We start from the raw sequence: 20,128 nt of genomic DNA on the forward strand, positions 1-20,128 counted from the left end.
AAGTGACTCGTGTGCAGATACAAAGCTTTTCTTATAAAAAACTAAAAGTGCGTCTCATGAATTGTTATAGCATCAGGACATCATGAGTTTTGGAGGCTCTGATACATCGGAGGGGTTATACAGTTAATCTTAAAGGCTTATTACTGAGAGAATGGTACTGTTTGTTTCATAAGTTTTATAGATAGTAATGCAATGAATTGTGTGTACGCTTTTTATGAGCGTTATTATGAGATATGATGAAGATTACATTGATATGTTATAATATATTATTTTATATTTCACAAAGTATAATAAGAGTGCCAAAAAAGGCTGTTATATTTTCTCCAGTTGCTTTTATCATGAAATAATTAAAACCACACAAATAGAACTTATGTGAGGATAAAAACACTTAAGAAAGGAAATGTTTTTATAAATTTTCTTCAGTACAAGAGCTTTCGTAAAATTGAAGGGTGGCAAATGAACGTTCCAGCTTGTATTTTTATAAGCTTGAGAGCCAGTGGTGCAAAAGCTTCTCTTCTTTATGAAGGCTAGAATTAAGATGAGATTTTAAAAAGAAACATCTCTCAATGCGCGCCATACCCATTTCGCAACAGCGCCCGTGAACGGGATAAAGGTAAAGTTTCCATGAATACTATAAACTTATAGGGCACTATTATCTTTACACTTAACAAAAGAGCACGCTTGCTGTCCTCATATATTTATTCTCAATGTTGTGATAGTTCTTGAGACGTTTCATTATAGGCTTTTTAGTTTTTTCTTAAATGGTTTGTATTCATACGGTTGTTCTTGCTAACATGAAAACAAATGATTTTGATTGATTCAATATACACGGATTTGAAATGAGAGAATCTTACGATATTTAGGATTCTCATTAAAGCTGAAGAACGCTAGATTATCCTTATAAATTAATGTGTTAGCTAATCTAATCGAGATTAATAGGCATTTTCGTATATTCAAAAGTTCAGTTATTATTTTATGAGACGTTTTAATAAGATGTTTGAAGGGTTATTATTTGAAATGGGGACTCTTTTCTTCATGAAGATTAGGCGTCTGGGAGGCAAAAAATGATACGATCATGTGTGCTAATTTTTGCGCTACGTGTTGTTTACGCATAGGGGGCCATTGTTCGACTTTTTCTTTACTTACGAGATAAATTTGATTTGTATCAGAACCCATGACACTTGTGCCATCTGGTTGAAGAGAAATATCATTAGCAAGAATAAAATCAGCTCCTTTTTCGCTACATTTTTTTTGCGCATTGGCAATGATGTCACATGTTTCAGCAGCAAAACCAATGACCAGAAGGGGGCGGTTTGGAGCGTGTCCAATCGTTGCTAAAATATCAGGATTTTCAACCATAGGCAGAGATGGCGGTGTTTTATGAGCATTCTTTTTAATTTTGTGTAAAGATTGTGTTTGAGTGCGCCAGTCACAAACAGCAGCAACGAAGATAGCGCCATCAGCAGGCAATGCTTCTTGAACCGCCTGTAGCATCTGTTGTGCTGTTTCAACATGAATGGTTTTTACTTCTTGTGGGTCTGCAAGATTAACAGGTCCACAAATAAGGGTTACTTTTGCCCCCAAATGCGCAAGAGTGGTTGCAATGGCATGACCTTGTTTACCGGAAGACCGATTAGCAATATAGCGCACGGGATCAATTGGTTCATGGGTAGGCCCAGAGGTAATGATGAAATGACGGCCAGAGAGAGGTTTTTCATGCCCATTCAAAAGAGCCTCTATGGCAGCGATAATGTTTAAGGGTTCACTCATACGCCCATAGCCTGTCTCGTCATGTTCAGCCATATTTCCGCTTTCTGGTCCAATAATATGAACGCCATCTGCGCGTAATTGTGCAACATTGCGAACAGTGGCTGGATGTGCCCACATGGCTGGATTCATAGCGGGGGCAATTAAGAGTGGACAGCGTGCTGCTAAAAGGACGCAATCGGCGAGATCATCTCCTATACCATGGGCTATTTTTGCGATGCGATTGGCTGTAGCAGGGGCTAAAATAATAAGGTCAGCATCACGGGCTAGTCGGATATGTCCAATATCATGTTCTTCTTCGCGTGAAAATAAATCCGTATATACCCTACCACCGTTGAGAGCTTCAGCGGCTAAAGGTGTAATAAATTTTTGCGCTGCTTTTGTCATGATGACGTTTAAGTGTGCTCCACGTTCTTTTAAACGACGAATGAGATCAAGTGCTTTATAGGCAGCAATACTACCCCCAATAATAAGAAGGAGTGATTTTGACTGCAATGATTGCAATTCAACGGCACTTGCTTGAGAAGAGGGTATCGTTGGGATGATAGGATTGCTTAGAAGGCGGCGCGCTTCTTCTTCCATAGAAACGCCATTTTGCGCGGCACGTATACGCAAAGCTTCTTTGGTTTCAGAAGAGAGGTTCCGAATGGTAAGACTAGCCATAAGATATCTCCAAGAAATAAAATGATTGCAATGATTTCATTGTTGATATTTTTAGCATATTAGGAAGATTAGAAAAGATGAAAAAAGTAAAAAGTGAAAAAAACGCAACAAAGTGCAATGATGAAAAGGCTATAACGACCATAACGGTTTTGACGACTTTGTTCGCTCGCCAGTTGTTTGAGGGTCGCAGGAGAAAGATTAAAACCTGTTTTTCTCATTTGATTAAAATCTTCTTCTATACGTTGGAAATTTTGTACCAATTGTGGTGTTTTGCGTGCCAGCGAAAGGAGAGCTTGCGCGCCTTCACTAAAGTCTTTTGCAATGCCTACGGGTCCTAAATTTTTATTAATCCATTCTCTGACAACGGGTTCAGAAGCTTTCCACATATTAAAATTGGGGTCTAATGTGCGGGCAACACCTTCCACGACAACCATTGTTTTTTGCAGTAATAGAAGTTCGGGTCGTGTTTGCATATCAAACAATTCAGTGACTTCAAACAACAAGGTGAGCAACTTAGCCATGGAAATGCTTTGTGCTGATTGTCCGTGAATTGGCTCACCAATCGCGCGATTGGCTTGTGCAAAGCTTTCAATATTATGGTGTGAAGGGACATAGCCTGCTTCAAAGTGGGCGCGTGCTACTCGATGGTAATCGCGGGTAATAAAGCCGTAAAGAATTTCAGCAAGGAAATGCTTTTCTTTTTTGCCAAGCCTTCCGGTAATGCCTAGATCAACAGCAACAATACATCCTTGCGAGTCTACAAATAAATTACCAGGATGCATATCGGCATGAAAAAAACCGTCACGTAATGTGTGGCGTAGAAAAGATTGAATAAGCGTAATGGCAAGTGCCTGTAGATCAAATCCTGCTTCTTTGAGTTTGGAAGTTTCAGATATTCTTATACCATCAATCCATTCCATGGTGAGAACATTACGTCCTGTTCGTTCCCAATCAATTTTTGGCACCCGAAAGCCTATATCCTGTTGAATATTTTCAGTCATTTCAGATATAGCAGCTGCTTCTAAGCGTAGATCCATTTCAAGACGTGTTGTCTGTGCTAAAGTATCGACCACACGAACAGGGCGTAACCTTCGAGAAGCAGGGATATAGCGTTCTTGTAAATGCGCAATGAGATAGAATCCTCTAAGATCTTTAGAAAAACGCGCTCTGATATTGGGACGAATGACTTTTACGGCACATTTTTTCTTATGACCGCTTGCATCATTATATTCAGCCGGATGAACTTGAGCGATAGAAGCAGCGGCAATGGGGGGATAAAAATTGACGAATAAATCATCAATAGAGCGACCAAGAGAACTTTCAATTTGAGCAATAGCGGCGGGACAAGAAAATGTTTGGACGCGATCTTGTAGTTGGGACAAATCCTCTGCAACATCTCGTCCGACAATATCAGGTCTTGTGGCAAGAAATTGACCAAGTTTTATGTAAGAGGGGCCAAGTTTATTGATGGCATGCGAAATATTTTCAGATCGTTGTTTCTTTTTCGTTTTACGTCGCGCTAATGCACCCGCTATGCGATGACATAATGCAGGAAATCCTCGAAGATCATCATGGGGGAGAGCACTTAGAACACCTTCACGCGCTAAAACCCATCCTGCACGCATCAATTGAAAGTAGGGAGAAATTTGCACCATTTTTAAATTTTCCAACCTGAATGCAGTGCTGCAATTGCACCGGTGAGATTACGGTACGATACGCGTGAAAATTCCGCCTGCTTGATCATATGGGCAAAATCATCTTGCTTAGGAAATTTACGAATAGATTCAACCAAATAACGATAGGCATCGCCATCATTTGCAATAAACTGACCCAGCTTAGGGATAGCATGGAAAGACCAAAGATCATAAACTTTATCAAGCAAGGGCATTTCGACATTTGAAAATTCTAAACATAAGAAACGTCCACCGGGCTTTAAAACACGAAAAGCTTCTCTAAGGGCTTGATCAATATGAGGAACATTGCGAATTCCAAAAGCAATCGTGTAAGCATCAAAGCTTTGATCTTCAAAGGGAAGATGTTCTGCATTGGCTTCAACAAAATCAATCAGAGGGGCAAGACCATTTTTTTGTGCACGCTTTTTTCCAACGCTGAGCATTGAGCCATTAATATCAAGCACTGTCGCATGGGCTTTTTGGCATGAAGCATTAAGGATACGAAAAGCAATATCACCTGTACCGCCAGCAACATCAAGAACTTTCCAATGAGAAAGCGCTGGTGGAGAAAGCCACGCAATCATGGAATTTTTCCACACACGGTGCAGCCCTAAGGATAAGATATCATTCATCTTGTCATAATTTTCAGCAACAGAATGAAACACACCATCCACCATGGATTGTTTTTGTGTTTCATCAACTCTTGTGAAACCAAAAGAGTGCTCCATGCCACCTTCGATTCCTACACGTTTTGTTTCAGTTGCCATGTATATGACCTTCCTTATTTTTTCTTTTATCGTAAATGAAAGAGAGAGGGAATGTTCAAATACGAAAAAACAACGTATAAAACTGCAACGGTTATAGAGCCAAAAACAGAAGATCACCTTTAGATATCAAGATTGGCAACGCTTAAGGCATTGTCTTGAATAAAAATACGTCTGGGTTCAACTTCATCCCCCATGAGACGAGAAAAGAGTGAATCCGCATCGGTTGCATCATTAATTTTTACTTGTAAAAGAGAACGTGCATTGGGATCAAGCGTTGTTTCCCAAAGCTGTTCAGCATTCATTTCTCCAAGACCTTTATAACGTTGAAGAGTAATACCCTTTTTACCGTTTGTAAAAATACTCTCTAAAAGGCTCATAGGGCCAAAAATTTGCTCTGTTTTTTCTTTGCGGCGTAACAGAACAGGGGGATGATATATGTCGATAAAATTTTTGGAAATACGATCAATTTGACGGGCATCCGTTGAGTTTATAAGTCCTGCATCAAGTGTGATAACATCTTTAACGCCACGCAAAACACGCTCAAAACACAAACTTCCATCTTCTGTATATTGTCCACTCCACCCTTGTTCCATATCATCGGCAATCAGATTAAGACGATGCGCGACCGCATCTGCTATTTTTTGCGCTTCTTCTTGTGTTGCAAAGGCCTCAGGGTTAAAAGCGCCAACAATAGCAGCTTGCTCAACAATATTACGATCATAACGGGTATGAAGACCGTTTAAAAGCTGACGTAAAATACGGGCATCTTTAGCGAGTTGATACAAATCAGCTTCTGCACGAACTTCTCCCGTTGCAAGTTCAAGCGTTGTTTCTTCTAGTCCCGTATCGAGTAAGAATTCTTCAAAAGCTGCCTCATTTTTAATATATTGAGAAGATTTTCCACGCGATACTTTATAAAGAGGTGGTTGAGCAATATAAAGATGTCCACGTTCAATCAACTCAGGCATTTGTCTAAAAAAGAAAGTAAGCAGCAGAGTGCGGATATGGGCTCCATCAACGTCCGCATCTGTCATGATAATAATTTTATGATACCGTAATTTATCGGGTGAAAATTCATCCTTACCAATAGACGTTCCAAGAGCTGTAATAAGTGTTCCGATCATATCAGATGAGAGCATGCGGTCGAAGCGTGCTCGTTCAACATTGAGAATTTTACCACGGAGAGGTAAAATTGCCTGATTTTGACGTGAGCGTCCACTTTTTGCTGAACCACCCGCCGAATCTCCCTCAACAATAAAGATTTCTGATTTTACAGGATCACGTTCTTGGCAATCGGCAAGTTTTCCAGGCAAAGAGGTGATATCAAGTGCTCCTTTTCGCCTTGTAAGCTCACGTGCTTTGCGTGCGGCTTCACGTGCTGTTGCAGCTTCTACCACTTTACTGATGAGCAGCTTGGCTTCATTCGGATGTTCTTCCAGCCATATTGAAAGACCTTCATTAACCAAATTTTCAACGATAGGGCGCACTTCAGAAGAAACCAATTTGTCTTTTGTTTGTGAAGAAAATTTGGGATCCGGAACTTTGACAGAAAGAATAGCCGTTAATCCTTCACGGCAATCATCACCGGTTAAATTCACTTTTTCTTTTTTGGCAATCCCTAAAGATTCAGCATAACCATTAATTTGACGCGTAAGAGCACTTCGAAAACCAATCAAATGTGTTCCACCATCCCGCTGAGGAATATTATTTGTAAAACATAAAACTTTTTCATGGTAGGAATCATTCCACCATAGAGCAACATCAACGCCCATACCATCTTTTTCACTTGCAATGTAGATAGGAGCATCAAGCAGCGGTTTTTTTGATTGATCAATATATTTGACAAATTCTATTAACCCACCTTCATAATGTAATTCAACGGATTGAATATCAGCATGACGCTCGTCAACAAGAAGAATATGAACCCCAGAATTGAGAAAGGCCAATTCTCGCAAACGGCGCTCTAAAGTTTCAAAATCAAACTCAACCATCGTAAAGGTTTCAGAACTTGGTAAAAATCTGATTTCTGTTCCACTCTCTTGATCACAATTGCCAACAATTTTTAAGGGAGCATCAGCCACTCCATGGGTAAATGATATCTCATGCATTTTACCATTTCGCTTTATTTTCAATTTAAGCCAAACGGAGAGTGCATTCACAACAGAGACACCAACACCGTGCAATCCACCTGAAACTTTATAAGAGTTTTGATCAAACTTTCCACCGGCATGAAGCTGTGTCATAATAACTTCAGCAGCAGAAATACCTTCTGTTGGATGAATATCTGTCGGAATTCCACGTCCATTATCACGAACAGAACAAGAACCATCAGCATGGAGTGTAACATTTACAAGAGTAGCATGACCCGCTAAAGCTTCATCGATAGCATTGTCGACAACCTCATAGACCATATGGTGTAAACCTGATCCATCATCAGTATCACCGATGTACATACCAGGACGTTTGCGTACAGCATCAAGACCTTTGAGAACTTTAATAGAGGCGGCACCATAGTCATTATTTTGTTCCGGTGAGGTTATTTCATCACTCATAAAGTTAGTCCATTTCTGTGTTCAATTTACAATATTCTATCTGCTTTTTTAAAGTTCAATTTTCTGATCAGTTATTTATGGAATAACCACATTAAACATTTACCGTATATCAACTCTAGATTCAATATCTGTCGATATATAATGGAGCAAATGATGCAATGATATTGCACTATTCTACAGTAAAACATCGTCATTGAGGGTGGTGATATAAGATAAGTAAGCACTTCTTTGATATATTTAAGTATTTTTACAGTGCGTGGTGAATATTCAGGGTAGGGCTTGAAAGCCTTGTGTTAAGTAAATCGCATGAATGGAAAGACTAAAGAAATTAAAAGCGTAATTTATCGAGATAACCGAACTGTTTATAAGCCAACGTTGGTACAAATTCTTTTCCTTTAAGATTTTGGGACGAGGTCAATTAAGTTTTAAATATAAATTCTAAAATTGTGCCAAGAGTGATATTATCGCTCATTTTTGCACATACGTAATATTTCAAAACGAGTTGTGTATCTTTGTATTACACGAACAAAGCTTTTACTTTGTTTACCTATCAATCAATCTTCAATTCTAATGAAGTTATATATTTAAAACAAAGATGACGCGTTTTCTAAGCCGCTCAAGTTTGTTGTATGTTAGATTGAGACGAGAATATTGTGTATATTGGTTTATATCCTCTTTAATTTAAAATGGGGAAAACAGCTTCATTTAAGGAAAAAGGTAGGCAAAAAGGTAAATTTTAAAAGCCGTTTTTATTGTCATCCTTTTATTCAACTTTACAGCTTTTAAAAGCATTGATGGTCATGTTTTTTAAGAATGGGGCTGATGATGCATTTCTTACATTTTTGTTTTTCTCATTCCTGTAATGGAGGCTACAGTCATTCATTCACAAAGACGCCATTGTGTTGCTTATTTACGCATTTTTTTAAAAGAAGCCTCTCTCAATGTTCAAAGACTCGTTTTACGATGATGTTTGAATGCTATAAAATTCATTGTTTCTATCTTGGCTTAAGGTGCAAGTCAGCATTATCATTTTATTTTCCAGCTTTTAAATGCTGAGAAGATTCTTGGCATTTGAGAGATATTTTTACTCTTTACTTCAATAATATTTATCTCTCTCCGGTTGTGATAGGCAGGGAAATGTTTTTGATGCTATTCAATAATAGATTTGAAATGGGGGAATCTTACAGTATTTTGTTCTTTTATTTAACACACAAATAATAAAAGATCATTAAAATCAGTATATTAATACTTTAAAGTGTACGAGATATTTTGATAAAATGGGGTGTGCTCTTAAAGGTATGTAAAGCTTATTTCTTATATTAAATATTAAAAAAATCAAAATTGCTTATTCACGCACTTTTTAAAGAAGTATCTCGCAATGTTTGCAGATTTATTTTGCGACAACATTTGAAGAGTATAATGTCAAATACCTTGTGAATGCTATAAGGTTCATTTCTTTTTATAGACTTATTTGAGAAAATTTGAGACTAAAAATTAAAACATCTTAAAACGTATTTCGAAAAAATATATGAAAATTGTTAAAATTTTTAACAGCTTTAGAAAATAATAAAAATTTTATTGATTAATCGGCAGATATTCTGGTGAAGTGCGCTAGATAATAACTAAGCGGAGTTGTATTTGAGTTTTGAAACAAGGGGGGAGAGATTTTGAAAATAAGAAAGCTTATACATGTAAAACAGCTTCAATGGCGTTTTTGGGGCTTTTTATTCAATAAGTTATACACTATTTTTATTCGCATTTTATTTATCACAGGGGGATTTCTATTTTCCTCTGACTTAGGAGCTGAAATAGCTGGAAGGTTGCCTTCTTTTTTTGATTCCCATGAACATTTGCTACAACCTGATACAACGGATATCACTCGCTTGCGTTTTGTCACAACTTTTGATTTTCCACCTTTTAATTTTCTTGATAAAACGGGGCATCTTGCAGGCTATAATGTTGATTTATTGCGGGCTATTTGCACAAAATTAAAATTAGAGAAAGTTTGTGAAGTAGAAGTGGTTCCTTGGAAAGAACTCGTAGAGCATGTTAAAAATGGTGGTGCAGAAGTCATTATTGCGGGTTTAAAAGAAACAAGTAAAACCCAGCAAGATCTTATTTTTACAAAGTCATATTTACGTTTTCCGGCGCGATTTGTTGCTTCGCGACTTTTAAATTTCGATGAGCCAATAAGTGATCAATTGGTCCATTTAACCAGTGGTATTTTATCAAAAAGTGTTCATGAAAAGCTCTTTCATGATTATTTTCCTAAAGCAAAATGGCAAGGATTTAAAGAGAGGGAAGAGCTCTATAAAGCCTTACAGGAACATAAAATTGACCTTATTTTTGATGATGGATTTGCTTTATCGTTATGGTTCAAAAATCAAAAATTTGTTGATTGCTGCCATTTTGTTGGGGGAGTATATATGGCACCACAGTTATTGGGGCAGGGAATGCAGCTTGCTGTTGCAAAAAAGAACGACAAATTGATTGATATCCTTAATTATGCACTAAAATCTTTAGAAGAAGATGGTAAACTGACAGAACTTTATTTACGTTATTTTCCAATAAGTTTTTACTAATGAACAGTTTTTTAATTAAGAGCCGTTAATCTTTCCGTACCAAGTCGATAGGAGATGGCTTCTGCGAGATGATGGCGTAAAAGGTTATCGGATCCATCAAGATCAGCAATTGTACGCGCAACTTTGAGAATGCGATGATAAGCGCGTGCAGAAAGGTGCATTTTTTCACTCACATCTCGTAAAAGTATGGCGGCATTTTTATCAGGAATAGCAATTTGTTCTATAATTTTGGCAGGGCAATCGCCATTAGTTCGAATCTGATCAAGCCCTAATGTTGCAAAACGTTTGGCTTGAATGGTACGGCACTGTGCGACGCGTTTTGCAACATCACAGCTTTTTTCTGATTGCTCTGGTTGCATAAGGTCCATTGCTGTCAAAGCAGGAACATCAATCCGTAAATCAATTCGATCGAGCAGCGGACCAGAAATACGGGATTGATAGTCGATTTGACAGCGTATTCCTTTAGCACACACATGGCCTTTTTCACCTGCCATACCACATCGGCAAGGATTCATTGCGGCAATGAGTTGGAAGCGAGCAGGATAGCTTATATGATGATTAGCTCTAGCGATAACCGATTCTCCACTCTCTAAAGGTTGACGAAGAGAATCAAGAACTTGTGGAGAAAATTCAGGCAATTCATCAAGAAATAAGACGCCATTATGGGCAAGAGAAACTTCTCCCGGTCGTCCTTTAAGCCCTCCACCAATCATTGCAGCCATGGAAGCAGAATGATGGGGGGAACGAAAGGGGCAATGAAGTGAAATGGTATGATGAACTGTTTCTCCTGTAATAGAAGCAATCAGAGAGACATCTAAAAGCTCACGACTATCAAGAGGGGGTAAAATAGAAGGTAAGCGTTGCGCCAACATAGATTTTCCAGCACCAGGAGGCCCCACAAACAAAAGGTTATGGCGTCCAGCAGCACAAACTTCTAAGGCGCGCTTGGCAGTTTTCTGTCCTTTGATTTCGCAAAGATCTGGAAGTTCAGTTTCGATAGCATATTGACGTGGTTGTGGACGTTTTTGAATTTGGGTTCCTTTAAAATGATTGACTATCGTGAGAAGAGTTTCTGGGGCAAGAATATTTATTTCTGCATTTGCCCATGCTGCTTCAGGTCCACATTGAAAGGGACAAATCAGTCCTTTATCGAGTGATACAGCTGTCATAGCCGCTGGTAAAACGCCATTGACGCTAGTCAGTGAACCATCCAGTGACAATTCGCCTAAAATGACATAGTCTTGCGCTACTTCGGGAGGGAGGATACCCATAGCAACCATTAAGCCTACAGCAATTGGCAAATCATAATGTGATCCCTCTTTAGGCAAATCAGCTGGTGCAAGATTAATCGTAATTCGTTTGGTCGGCATAGAAAGCCCACACGCATGAAGAGCTGCTTGTACACGTTCACGGCTTTCTGCAACTGCTTTATCGGCTAATCCAACAATAGCCATTCCCATTTTACCGGACGCAATCATAACCTGTACATCGACAGGGACTGCCTCTAGACCACGAAAAGCAACAGTTGTAATACGTGCGATCATTTATCCCCCTTTAGACTTGAGAGAGACAATCATATCTATGCATAAAAATCAAGAAGCATCTCTATGGTTTTTTTAGTAGAGAGATCTATATACATACGCAGTTTTTTGTAGCGTTCTCATGGCAAGTTATTTGTACAAATTTAACCATGATAATATGGAGCACAATAAAACATTTATAATAAGCTAAGTGAATATGTTAAGAAAAACAAATAAGGTTGTTTATATGACACAACAGAGAGGAATTTTGTGAAAATATGAAGGGGAGGGTGACGTTATGTATTGCAGATTTATTTGATGTGATAAAACGTATAAGATATGCGAAGTAGTTATATTTACCTTTCTTATTTTATATTATTTAAAGTGTAGTAGATGCAGAGTGTATTAAAGGTATCTGATTTATGGTATACCAGACGAGAATTTTGTTAAAATCAGGAACCATGCGCTGTGTATTTATAGGCTTGTGTTTTTCTTTTGCTTTTCCGCAGCCACTTGCCGCATTTGATTTTTTCGGCATCCCTTTTTTTGGTCAAAAGAAAACAAATTCTTCTTCACATTCTGTTAAAAGTACAGAGAGATTTTATAAAGTTGATGTTGTTACACCGCCAGGGGCGCCATTAGAAGGTATAAAAATAGTTAAATCTGTCTCTTCTCTTGTTGCAGATAAAGGGAAAGCATCTGCTAGTTCTTCTGGTTTATTAGCCAAAGCACGTTCAGATTATCGGGCTATTCTTTCTGCTCTTTATGCTGATGGACGCTATGGTGGTGTTATTAGTATCAAAATTAATGGTTTAGAAGCTGCTGATTTGAGTCCGATAACGCAACTTCCAGCACATTCCAATATCGTTATTACGGTTAATGCCGGTCCACAATATGTTTTTAGTATTGCAAATATTGATAAAGTAGCACCTCTTGAAAAACGTAAAGTGCATAAAATGCCCACAATTGAAGAATTGGGCTATAAAGTTGGGGCTATTGCCAAATCTGAAGCCATTTTGAAAACAGAAAAATGGGCTGTAGAAAGATGGCGTCAACAAGGTTATGCTAAAGCGAAAATTGTGAAGAGTGAGGTCGTGGCTGACCATGCTGCGTTACATGTTGAAGGACGAATTGTTGTTGACCCTGGACAAAAGGCTTATTATGGTCCTTTAACTATCCGTAATATCAGTAAGAAACCACGTGTCGATTCAGCTTATATCGCATGGATGACCGGATTAAAACCAGGCCAGAAATACGATTCCGATGCGTTAGCTAAGGCAAATGAACGTCTTGCACGCCTTGGTGTTTTTCGTGCTATCAATATACGTGAGGCTGATACCATTAATCCAGATGGCAGTTTACCGCTTATGCTTATTGTACAAGAACGTAAACCGCGTCGTTTTGGTGTAGGGGGTGGTTACTCAACATTAGATGGTGCTGGTTTTGAAGCTTATTGGATGCATAATAATCTTTTTGGTCATGCAGAGGTTCTTAAAATTGAGACAAAAATAAACGGTGTTGGTAACAACAAAAAACAATCATACAATTTTAAAAATTTTGATTACCTTTTCGGAGGCACGTTTATAAAGTCCGGTGTACTCACGCCTGATACAGATCTCAGATCAGAATTAAAAATACAGCAAGATGTTCTGGAAAATTATACAACAAAGGCCATTAAAGGAAAGGTAGGTATTACGCATATTTTCAATAGTAATCTATCGGGACATACTGCTGTAGAAGTTTCAAATGGCTACTCACGTGATATCTATTTTGGAAGTCGTAATTTTACAACAATTGGTTTTCCTAGCGGTTTGATTTACGATAGTCGTAATAATAAGTTTAATGCGACAAAAGGTTTGTATGGTGAGGTAATTGTTGAACCTTTTTATGAAATGCGTTTTAGCAACTTTGTTGCAAAAGTAACGGCAGAAGGTCGTTCTTATTGGTCATTGGATGAAGGGGAACATTTTGTTTTGGCAGCGCGGGCAAAGCTTGGTACAATTCTTGGGAATGATACAGCACATGTCCCTTCGGATACGCTTTTTTTTGCTGGTGGTGGGGGCTCTGTTCGTGGTTATGCTTATCGTAATATTGGTATCAAAACAGAAAATGATGCAGTTGTTGGCGGACGGGCACTTATTGAGGGATCTGCAGAATTGCGTTTTTCTTTCAATGATAAAATAGGATTTGTCAGTTTTCTTGATGGAGGTCTCGTAGGGAAAAAAGCGGATTTTGATTTTTCTCAAAAAATTAAATGGGGAGCCGGTATAGGAGGTCGCTATATGACAGGTCTTGGTCCTTTACGCGTTGATTTAGCCTTTCCCTTAAAGAGAGAGCAGGGTGATCCTCGTATTGGTTTTTATGTGGGTATAGGACAAGCATTTTAATGAAAAAAAGTGTACGTTTATTAGCGTTCTTCTTTGGACTTGTATTTTTTTTGGTCGGTGGTTTTGTGTTTGCACAAGGAGAAGACCTTCTTTCTTCTAGTGAAGAGACAGCAGATGATCGTTCATGGTTTGTTTCTTTAATTGAACGCAAGCTTTCAGCACCTAATCGTCAAGTTCGCTTACACAATATGCAAGGAGCACTATCTTCTCAAGCATCAATTGATACGATTACGATCAGTGATAAAAAAGGGGTTTGGCTTAAAATTACCAATGCAAAAATGGATTGGAATCGTCTAGCGTTGCTGAGAGGGCGCATGGATATTAACCAGCTTTCGGCAGAACAGGTTACGTTTTTACGCAAACCGCAAGGCAATTCTTCTTTTGTTTCTTCTCTTGAGACGAGTAAGTTTTCGCTACCAAAATTGCCGCTTGCTCTTTCGATCAATACGTTTACAGCTCAACATGTGATATTTGAACAGAATCTTTTGGGTTTTTCTACTGATATGTCCTTAGAAGGTAATTTCACTTTGGCGAGTGGTGATTTTGATGTGAATATCACAGCACATCGTTTAGATGCGCAGGGTTCTTTTTCTGTTCTTACCAAGATATCTGAAAACAATCGCACAGCTCAAATTGATATTTCTTCTGATGAACCAGAAAATGGTATTTTGGCGAATATTTTTAACATTGAAAGGCGTCCAGCATTAAATCTCGCCATTAAAGGCGATGGTACTTTTGATGATTTGGTTGTCAGACTTTCTTTAGAAGCCGATCATCGCTCTATTTTAGATGGTCATGTTGTTCTTGCAAGTACTTCAGAAGGACACAGTTTTTCTACGAAACTAGAGGGAACATTAAGTCCTTTAATATCTTCTCAATATCGTCGTTTCTTCGCATCTGATATAACATTAAAAGCAGAGGCAAGAAGGACAAGAGAGGGGGTGACTCACCTTGATCAGATGGTACTTCAGAGTCAAGCAATGAATATTATCGCCAATGCTGAAATAACCGCCGATGGATTTTTACGTCGGCTTTTTGTCGATGGTAAAATGGCTTTTGATAACGAAAAGGAGTCTGTTCATTTACCCCTATCAGAAGTGCCAAAACCTGCCAATAATATTGCTTTGAACATTGACTATGGTCGTGAAGGGCAACAATCTTGGAATGGGCGGCTTGTTGTCCATCATTTTAGCAATAAAAATATTTATATTAACGATGCTGTTTTTGATATGGGGGGGGTAAGTGAAAATCTTGATAATGCGGCTTCTCGGCACGTTGGTGTTCAGGTTAATGGAACGCTTCAAGGGGTTAAAAAGATTAAGGAAGCATTGGTAGAAGATTTAAGCCAAGCGGTTCATATGCATTTAGATACGGATATTGTTTCAAATAAACCAATTTTGATTCATGATCTTAGTGTTACGTCTCAGGGTTTTTCTTCTTGGTTAAAAGGAACAATGGAGCATTTTGTTTTTAAAGGCGATCTCGGTTTAAAAGCGCAAACATTAGCTCCTTTGGAAGTATTTAGTAAACAACCCCTCTCTGGTAGCGCAGATATTAAAGCAAAAGGAACGATCGGTTTATTGAGTGGTATTTTTGATCTGAGATTATCAGGAATGGCTGACAATATGAAAATAGGTGTGCAGCCTTTTGATCGTTTACTCAAAGGAAATATCACTCTTTCAGGGGGAGTTTCTCGAAATAGAACGGGTTTTGTTTTGAATCATTTTAATTTGAAAAACCAATATACAGACATAAAGGCTAATGGTTATTTTTCGGGTGAAAGCGCTAAAATGGACTTATCTGCTAAAATATCTGATCTAACCAAATTAGATCCGAAGATAAATGGTGCGCTTACAGTTCAAGGCACAGCAAGAGGGCGCAATAGTCATATAAAGCTCAATACACGTGCTTATATTGCTGAAGCGTTAGTTGTGGGGAAAAAACTTCAAAACACAACACTTAACATAAAGGCATTTGTAGATAATACAGCACCCGTTACTTCTTTAACGGGGGTTGTAAAAGGTGAAGGGATTTTTGCTAAAAAACCTTTGCATATATCTGCTTCTTTTAAAGATTCTCATAAAATTCGAAAACTTGAAAATATCGATATTAAGGGAGGGAGTGCAAAAATAACGGGTGATCTTTCTCAACAACTTGGTGGTTTTTTTAAAGGAGCACTGCATATTGATGCCGATGATATTTCAGTACTTTCAGCGTTGTTTTTGCAGGATGGTAGTGGAAAAGTAAAAGGAGATTTTATTTTTGATGAACAAGATGGCAGACAAAAAGCCCATGTGAAGGCACATGTTAACCATTTGGATTTTGCTAAGAATAAAATAAAAAAACTGGCAATAGATGCCGACATATTCGATCCTTTTGGTACGACACAGTTTGAAGGTGTTATGAATGCAGAGCATATCCAAACGCCTTTGATAATGGTTAATCGTTTAAATGCGCATGCCAATAGAGATAATGGCCAAACGGTTTTTTCTGTTAAAGCGATGTTGCATGATGCTCTTAATGCTCAACTTTCTGGTCGTGTAATGGGTGTAGAACTTCCAAAAGGCATAAAACGAGAAGTGCAAATTGAAGCCATAGATTTAAAACAACACCATTTTCATGCAACATTGCCAAAACCGTCAAGCATTGTTTTTGATGAAGATGGAATGACAATCAATGAATTAGGAATTGCAATAAATGGCGGTAAAGTTACTCTTGCAGGGAATATTCACGATAGCCTTAATTTGCACCTTAGCGTAGATGCTCTTCCTGCGACTTTAGCCAATCTGTGGAAATCTGATCTTGGAGCAGCAGGGAGTGTAACAGGACAGGTTATGATTCGTGGTCATTTTAAAAAACCAGATATAACCTACGATATAAAAGGTGAAGGACTGACAACTGTTTCTCTTCAAGATAAACAAATTATGCCTTTTTCGCTTTCTGCTACGGGGAAAACTTTAGATAAAAACCTTACTGTGAATGCAAATTTCACAGGAGAAGGCATACAAGCCCAAGCTCAGGGGCTTGTATCTCTAGAGAAAGACAAACTTGATCTTCATATTAATTTACAAAGTTTATCGGCACGTTTGGCGAATAGCTTTATTGCAGGACAAGCACTTGATGGAACGGTGATAGGTAAAGTTGATATTAGTGGAACAATGAAGGATCCTTCTGCTCATTTTGAGCTTTCTAGCCAAAGTTTAACCGCTATGACGCATAAAGGACCGATGTCAATTAATATAAATACGCGTGGTTCTTATAAAAAGTCGACATTTCATATTGAAAATATGATAGCGACAGGAGATAAAGGATTAGATCTTTCCATCTATGGGCCTGTTTCTCTTAACGGTTCAGAGGCAAATTTAAACGCTAAAGGGATAATACCTCTTGATTTTGTTAATCTCTTATTAGCGAAGCGGGGTGCCCATATAACGGGTACAGCAAGAGTTGATACAGTTCTTAATGGTACGTTATCAAAGCCACAATTTATTGGAAATATTTCTATCGGTGATGGGAGCTTTTTTGATTCAAAAACCAATGTAGGATTGAATAATATAACGCTTGAAGGCAAATTAAATGGCGATCAGATCTTTATAGAGAAAGCTTTAGCTTCTTCGTCTGAAGGAGGGAGAATTTCTGCTTCAGGTCGTATCTCTAATGATTTAGAGGCTGATTTAATCTTTGATCTTGATAATGCCAATTATAATGATGGTTCTATGATTCTTGCGACATTGTCAGGTAAGATGACCATGACAGGTCATTTTTTGCATGATCTTGCTATTGGTGGTGACATCATCGTCGAAAAAGCTGAAATTTTGGTTCCGGATCATTTTCAAGGTACCAAGTTTCTTGATGTCAAAAATAAGAATTTAACCAAACCAATTCAGACAACCCTTGAACGTGCTGATATTAAAAGCACGAACAAAAGCCATAATATTACAGAAGAATCTTCATCTGTTGTCCTATCAAATATGCGTGTGACAGCACGTAATCAATTTTTTGTACGGGGAAAAGGGCTAGATGCTGAACTAGGAGGACGCATTAATCTAACAGGTCCATTGAATGATGTACATCCAGTAGGTGAATTTAGAATGATTCGTGGACGTTTTGATATTCTTTCACAACGTCTTAATTTTGATCAAGGACAAGCAAGCTTTAGCGGTAATCTTAATCCTACGGTTTATTTTGTAACCAATAATAATAGTGGTGACATTCACGTCACTGTAACTGTAAGTGGAACGATTGATAATCTTGATATTAATTTTTCTTCACAACCGAACTTGCCACAGGATGAGGTTTTAGCGCGTTTGATTTTTAATCGTTCTCTAAGTGAACTATCACCATTTCAGATTGCTCAACTTGCGGCAGCAGCAGCTGATCTTGCGGGTGCTTCTAATACATCTTTGTTGAACACTTTACGAACTAAAATTGGGCTTGATGATCTTGATGTTATCGTTAATGAAAAGGGCAATACAGGTTTACGTATTGGACGTTACATACACAATAACATTTATTTAGGCTTTGAAGCAGGATCTGATGGAACGACAAAAGGGACAATTAATTTAGATATTTCGCGTCATCTCAAAGCTAAAGGTGCTATAGGAAATGAACAAAATTCGAGTATTGGTCTCTTTTATGAAAGAGATTATTAAAATTAAAAAAACAATTTCTTTATTTTTTATCTCTCATTTCTAAGGCTGAGAAAGAAAGCCACAACGAGGAATACACTCAAAGGGGGAGTGTGTTATGGTGGTGTGGAAAAGAACGATCTAAAATATTTTATTTTTTATTGATGCTATTTTCTAAAGAGACCGAATCTTTACGAAAAAAAGTATGTTATTTTGCTTATCTGCATTTATTTGAGAGAAACTCTTATCTTTTTCTCAAGCCTATTTTATACTGTTGTCTAAAGAGTTATAATATATACAACCTATTGAGTTATAAATATAATTTATCGTTATTCAACTGGAACCAGAACGTTGAATGCCGTAATTTTTTCTCATTCATTGCAAACCTCTCTCCTTATAGTTTGATAGTAGGTTTTGTAGTAAGTAGGATTAGATGAGAATACGTGATAATTTATTGTTTTTATAAGTGTTTTTACCATTAAATGCGCGTTTTTTAAAAATGGATTGTGACACCTAAAATTGCAAAAATTGGAATTTAATGGTAAAAATGAGAAAAGGCTTTGAAAGGTCTTTTAAGCTTCTTTGAGAGCCTCTTAAAAATCACTTGAACATCAAATGAATTGGTACAAAACTTTAAGTCAAAATATCCAAAATCTGCTGACAAACGACACTCATGTTGAATCAATCAAAATTATTCGCTTACTTGTTACAAGTGGGAAATCCTGCATGGATAAAAAACGATTAAGAAATGACTAAAAATGCCTCTTATGAACCATCTCGATAGCTAAGGGGTGTCCGCAACACTGGGTGGCAAAAAATATGTGATGGTTCCAGTGTGTTACGCCATAAGCCTAAAAATAGAGGATGTTCAAGGGATTCATCATTGTACAATTCACGAACGTTGTCGCGAAATGAGTGTGACGAGCATTGAAAGATGTCTCTTTAAAACAAGTCCGTAATTTTCAACACAATGGTGTTCTATCTCACGGGAAGAAAGTGATTTCATTAAAGAATGTGATAAATCAAAGGGTGCGGTAAGCATAAAGTTTATAGGGTACAGATTTTATTTTTAAAACCATTTAAAGCAATATTTTTTATAATAAAAATGACTTATTATTTTAAATTCTCGTTTATTATGTTTTTTAACGAGATCACTTTTTTGACAACGCCACCAAACATCTCCCCAAAACAAGAACGCTCTAAAATAGAATACACTCGTGCTGCATATTGACGAGCGTGTTAAAAAAATCTCAGTGCGCGCTTGTGCCTATTTCATAATACTGTTTGTGGAAGGGTATAAAGTATTCCGTATGAATGGTAATAAATCCGTATGATTGTTATGAATAAAGGTATAACTATTTAATAAAGATGTCAGTTGGCATCATCATGTTATTTTCAGCTTCTCATGTTGCGGCAACCTTTGCACTTGAAAGCGTTGAGGTATTTTATTGCTTATCTTAAGCGTTTTTATGGACATGTAAATGTTTTTTATCATCTAAGACAAGTGCTTTTGCTTATTTTATCCTAAATATAAAGAAGGAATAAGCAAACGACATTGTATCTTTTATTTGAGATGAATAAAAAACTAT

The 20,128-nt window shown here is 37.6% G+C and carries 8 protein-coding genes; 3 read left to right on the forward strand and 5 right to left on the reverse strand.

Going from position 1 to position 20,128, the window contains the following annotated elements:
* Positions 1–1,008: 1,008 nt before the first annotated feature.
* The 4 genes from coaBC to gyrB all read right to left on the reverse strand — a co-directional run bounded on the left by coaBC (position 1,009) and on the right by gyrB (position 7,422).
* On the reverse strand, positions 1,009–2,430 hold the full coding sequence (gene coaBC, locus FNZ60_RS02640; protein ID WP_142416173.1) for a bifunctional phosphopantothenoylcysteine decarboxylase/phosphopantothenate--cysteine ligase CoaBC: 1,422 nt from the start codon (positions 2,428–2,430) through the stop codon (positions 1,009–1,011).
* A 68-nt stretch (positions 2,431–2,498) separates the two neighbouring features.
* Positions 2,499–4,085, reverse strand: coding sequence for a 2-polyprenylphenol 6-hydroxylase (ubiB, locus tag FNZ60_RS02645; protein WP_142416174.1), 1,587 nt, complete (start codon positions 4,083–4,085; stop codon positions 2,499–2,501).
* A 2-nt stretch (positions 4,086–4,087) separates the two neighbouring features.
* Positions 4,088–4,870: a bifunctional demethylmenaquinone methyltransferase/2-methoxy-6-polyprenyl-1,4-benzoquinol methylase UbiE gene (gene ubiE, locus FNZ60_RS02650; RefSeq protein ID WP_142416175.1), complete on the reverse strand. Its 783-nt coding sequence runs from the start codon at positions 4,868–4,870 to the stop codon at positions 4,088–4,090.
* Positions 4,871–4,989: 119 nt separating this feature from the next.
* Positions 4,990–7,422, reverse strand: coding sequence for a DNA topoisomerase (ATP-hydrolyzing) subunit B (gene gyrB, locus FNZ60_RS02655; protein ID WP_142416176.1), 2,433 nt, complete (start codon positions 7,420–7,422; stop codon positions 4,990–4,992).
* A 1,667-nt stretch (positions 7,423–9,089) separates the two neighbouring features.
* Here gyrB and FNZ60_RS02660 point away from each other — a divergent pair.
* The gene (locus FNZ60_RS02660) at positions 9,090–10,004 is read left to right on the forward strand and encodes an ABC transporter substrate-binding protein (protein ID WP_142416177.1); all 915 of its coding nucleotides are present in this window, start codon (positions 9,090–9,092) and stop codon (positions 10,002–10,004) included.
* Positions 10,005–10,015: 11 nt separating this feature from the next.
* Here FNZ60_RS02660 and FNZ60_RS02665 read toward each other — a convergent pair whose 3' ends face one another.
* Entirely contained in the window at positions 10,016–11,548 is a 1,533-nt protein-coding gene (locus FNZ60_RS02665; protein ID WP_142416178.1) for a YifB family Mg chelatase-like AAA ATPase, read from the reverse strand.
* 398 nt (positions 11,549–11,946) lie between these two features.
* Here FNZ60_RS02665 and FNZ60_RS02670 point away from each other — a divergent pair, with 398 nt between their 5' ends.
* On the forward strand, positions 11,947–13,911 hold the full coding sequence (locus FNZ60_RS02670) for an autotransporter assembly complex protein TamA (protein ID WP_142416179.1): 1,965 nt from the start codon (positions 11,947–11,949) through the stop codon (positions 13,909–13,911).
* Positions 13,911–18,563: a translocation/assembly module TamB domain-containing protein gene (locus tag FNZ60_RS02675; RefSeq protein ID WP_142416180.1), complete on the forward strand. Its 4,653-nt coding sequence runs from the start codon at positions 13,911–13,913 to the stop codon at positions 18,561–18,563. Before FNZ60_RS02670 ends, FNZ60_RS02675 begins: the two co-directional genes overlap by 1 nt.
* Positions 18,564–20,128: the final 1,565 nt, after the last annotated feature.

Source organism: Bartonella massiliensis (assembly GCF_902150025.1).
GTDB classification, from domain to species: domain Bacteria; phylum Pseudomonadota; class Alphaproteobacteria; order Rhizobiales; family Rhizobiaceae; genus Bartonella; species Bartonella massiliensis.

Bases quoted from the DNA above. Each gene is read 5' to 3' on its own strand.
- coaBC (WP_142416173.1), bottom strand. From the start codon at position 2,430: ATGGCTAGTCTTACCATTCGGAACCTCTCTTCTGAAACCAAAGAAGCT.
- ubiB (WP_142416174.1), bottom strand. From the start codon at position 4,085: ATGGTGCAAATTTCTCCCTACTTTCAATTGATGCGTGCAGGATGGGTT.
- ubiE (WP_142416175.1), bottom strand. From the start codon at position 4,870: ATGGCAACTGAAACAAAACGTGTAGGAATCGAAGGTGGCATGGAGCAC.
- gyrB (WP_142416176.1), bottom strand. From the start codon at position 7,422: ATGAGTGATGAAATAACCTCACCGGAACAAAATAATGACTATGGTGCC.
- FNZ60_RS02665 (WP_142416178.1), bottom strand. From the start codon at position 11,548: ATGATCGCACGTATTACAACTGTTGCTTTTCGTGGTCTAGAGGCAGTC.
- FNZ60_RS02670 (WP_142416179.1), top strand. From the start codon at position 11,947: ATGGTATACCAGACGAGAATTTTGTTAAAATCAGGAACCATGCGCTGT.
- FNZ60_RS02675 (WP_142416180.1), top strand. From the start codon at position 13,911: ATGAAAAAAAGTGTACGTTTATTAGCGTTCTTCTTTGGACTTGTATTT.